At 71.7% G+C, this 2,913-nt stretch carries 5 protein-coding genes; 3 read left to right on the top strand and 2 right to left on the bottom strand.

The genetic code is table 11. The features are described from left to right. Together ACOADB_RS26405 and upp are read right to left on the bottom strand one after the other, a co-directional pair. On the bottom strand, window positions 1-782 hold a 782-nt coding region (locus tag ACOADB_RS26405), incomplete at its 3' end, for a Re/Si-specific NAD(P)(+) transhydrogenase subunit alpha (protein WP_378606014.1). Between the two features lie 123 nt (window positions 783-905). Continuing rightward, window positions 906-1,550, bottom strand: coding sequence for a uracil phosphoribosyltransferase (gene upp / locus ACOADB_RS26400; protein WP_056709574.1), 645 nt, complete (start codon window positions 1,548-1,550; stop codon window positions 906-908). A gap of 87 nt (window positions 1,551-1,637) precedes the next feature. Between upp and ACOADB_RS26395 the strand changes: the two genes are divergently transcribed. From ACOADB_RS26395 to ACOADB_RS26385, 3 genes are all read left to right on the top strand, one after another. Continuing rightward, the gene (locus ACOADB_RS26395) at window positions 1,638-2,120 is read left to right on the top strand and encodes a tRNA adenosine deaminase-associated protein (protein WP_378606010.1); all 483 of its coding nucleotides are present in this window, start codon (window positions 1,638-1,640) and stop codon (window positions 2,118-2,120) included. Continuing rightward, window positions 2,117-2,593 carry a tRNA adenosine(34) deaminase TadA gene (gene tadA / locus ACOADB_RS26390; protein ID WP_378606007.1) on the top strand — a complete coding sequence of 159 codons (477 nt, stop codon included), beginning with the start codon at window positions 2,117-2,119 and terminating at the stop codon, window positions 2,591-2,593. Before ACOADB_RS26395 ends, tadA begins: the two co-directional genes overlap by 4 nt. A 31-nt stretch (window positions 2,594-2,624) precedes the next feature. Further along, on the top strand, window positions 2,625-2,913 hold a 289-nt coding region (locus ACOADB_RS26385), incomplete at its 3' end, for a maleylpyruvate isomerase N-terminal domain-containing protein (protein ID WP_378606004.1).

The raw sequence follows: 2,913 nt of genomic DNA, 5'->3' as shown, positions 1-2,913 counted from the left end.
GGGCGTCCGGGGATCAGCGCCGTGGTGATGACGATGTCGGCCGCGCGGGCCTCCTCGTCGTACATCGTGGCGGTGGCCGCTTCCTGCTCGGCCGTCATCTCCTTGGCGTAGCCGTCGGAGGACACCTCGGACTCGAAGTCGACCTCGACGAACTGGGCGCCCATCGACTCGACCTGCTCGGCGACCTCGGGGCGTACGTCGAAGGCGCGCACGATGGCGCCCATGGCGGACGCGGCACCGATGGCCGCGAGGCCGGCGACACCGGCACCGACGACGAAGACGCGGGCCGGCGGGATCTTGCCGGCGGCGGTCACCTGGCCGGTGAACATCCGGCCGAACTCGTGGGCCGACTCGACGACCGCGCGGTAGCCCGCGACGTTCGCCATCGAGGACAGCACGTCCATCGACTGGGCGCGCGAGATCCGCGGCACCGCGTCCATGGCCAGCGCCGTGACACCGGCGGCCTGGAGCTGCTCGAGCAGCTCGGGGCTGCGCGCGGGAGCCATCATCGAGATGATCGTGGCGCCGCGACGGAGCCGGCCGATCTCCTCGGCCGAGGGCGCGTTGACCTTGACGACGACGTCAGCGGCCCACACCTCGTCCGAGGTCCCGACGCGCACTCCGGCGTCGACGAACGCGGAGTCGGGCTGGTCGGCAGCGTTGCCGGCTCCCGACTCGACGACGACGTCGTAGCCGAGGTTGGTCAATTGAGTTACGGTCTTCGCGGTCGCCGCAACCAGGGTTTCACCCGGTTTCGACTCGCGGGGGATGCCGATGAGCATCGAGCCTCCAGCCATTCGTGGATACAGCGCCGCTCAACCTACACAGCCGTTGGCCTGTGAGGTCCCCGTCTTACGTGTGACGTCCGTCTACAAGGTCACATGCCCGGTGGGCCGGACCTCGGCTCAGCCCCCGGCGATGCCGTAGAGCCGGTCGCCCGCGTCCCCGAGCCCGGGCACGATGTACCCCTTCTCGTTCAGCCGCTCGTCGAGCGCCGCGGTGACCACCGTCACCGGGATGGCCAGGTCGGCGAGCTCCTCCTCGAGCCGGGCGACGCCCTCGGGAGCGACGAGGAGGCAGACCGCGGTGATGTGATCGGCCCCCCGGTCGACCAGGAAGCGGATGGCCGCGGCGAGGGTTCCGCCGGTCGCGAGCATCGGGTCGAGCACGTAGCACTGCCGTCCGGACAGGTCGTCGGGCAGCCGTTCGGCGTACGTCGCGGCCTCGAGGGTCTCCTCGTTGCGGACCATGCCGAGGAAGCCGACCTCGGCCGTCGGCAGCAGCCGCATCATCCCGTCGAGCATGCCGAGCCCCGCCCGCAGGATGGGTACGACGAGGGGCCGGGGCGTCGCGAGCCGCGTCCCCGTCGCCGGGGACACCGGCGTGACGATCTCGCACGGCTCGACCCGGACGTCGCGGGTGGCCTCGTAGGCGAGCAGCGTGACCAGCTCGTCGGTGAGGGACCGGAAGGTCGGTGAGTCCGTCTCCTGGTCCCGCAGCACGGTCAGCTTGTGGGCGACGAGTGGGTGGTCCACCACCTGGGTGCGCATGAGCGGCAGCCTAGTCCCCGCCCGGTGGCCGATGCGGTTGCGAGGAATCCCCTAGCCCTGTGGGGGTTCGCGTGTCACCCTGATGCCATGCCCGCAAGCGACGCGATCGACTTCGCGCTGGCCGCCTACCGTGAGGAAGGCGTCTGGCAGGTTGCCGAGCTGACCCCCGACCACGCGGTCGATGTCGAGACCCTGGCCTCGGCCCTGCGCCGGTTCCCGGGCGACGGGGGAGCGGTCGGGCTGGTCGCGGTCGACGAGGACTTCTTCGTCGTGGTCCGTGTCGCAGGCCCCCGCACCCGGGTGATGCTGTCCGACGTCAGCGCCGCGACCGAGTGGGAACTGGCGGCCACCGTCGTCGAGCACCTCGGCCTGCCGCTGGTCGACGACGAGGACGACGCCGAGCCCGCGGGCGATCTCGAGCTGCTCAGCGACCTCGGTGTCGACGCGATGGACCTCGCCGAGATCCTCGACGACGACGAGCTCTACCCCGACGAGATGCTGTCCGAAGTGGCCCGTGCCCTCGGCTTCGGTGACCTGTTCGACGACGTCGTCGGACTCACCTCGGCGTGACGTCCGTTCCACCGGCCGGGCAGTCCTGGCTGGAGCCGATGCGCGCCGCCCTCGCGCTCGCACAGGAGGCCGTCGCTTCGGGTGACGTGCCGATCGGCGCCGTCGTGGTCGATCCGGACGGCGTGGTCATCGGCACCGGCCGCAACGTGCGCGAGCAGGATGCCGACCCCACCGGCCATGCCGAGGTGGTCGCCCTGCGGGCCGCGGCCCGGGTGCGCGGCGAGTGGCGGCTGACCGGCTGCACGCTGGTGGTCACCCTCGAACCGTGCACCATGTGCGCCGGCGCCGTCGTGCTGTCGCGCGTCGACCGCCTGGTCTTCGGTGCGTACGACGACAAGGCCGGTGCCGTGGGTTCGCTGTGGGACGTCGTACGCGATCGACGGCTGAACCACCGTCCCGAGGTCGTCGCCGGCGTGCTGGCGGACGAGTCGGCTGCGCTGCTCGACAGCTTCTTCGCCGAGCAGCGCCGATGAATCCGGTCGCCGGGGACGGTCTGTCCCGGGCATGACCACTCTCGATCTCGGGCCCGCGACCACCACTCTCCGGGGCCTGGTGGCGTCGGTGACCGACGACCAGCTCACCCTCACGACGCCGTGCACGGAGTACGCCGTCGGTGACCTCGTCGAACACATCGGCGGCCTCGCCGTCGCCTTCACCGGTGCGGCCCGCAAGCAGCAGGCGCCCGGGTCCGGCCAGGGTGGCAGTGGCGACGCCTCCCGGCTGGAGCCCGGCTGGCGTGATCGCATCGACGCCGACCTCGCGGAGCTCGCCGAAGCCTGGCGGGACCCGGCGG

Source organism: Nocardioides sp. CPCC 206348, assembly GCF_048654705.1.
In the GTDB taxonomy this organism is placed as follows: domain Bacteria; phylum Actinomycetota; class Actinomycetes; order Propionibacteriales; family Nocardioidaceae; genus Nocardioides.
The sequence above is the reverse complement of the archived record's forward strand: the minus strand, read 5'-3'. Positions and strand labels throughout refer to the sequence as shown.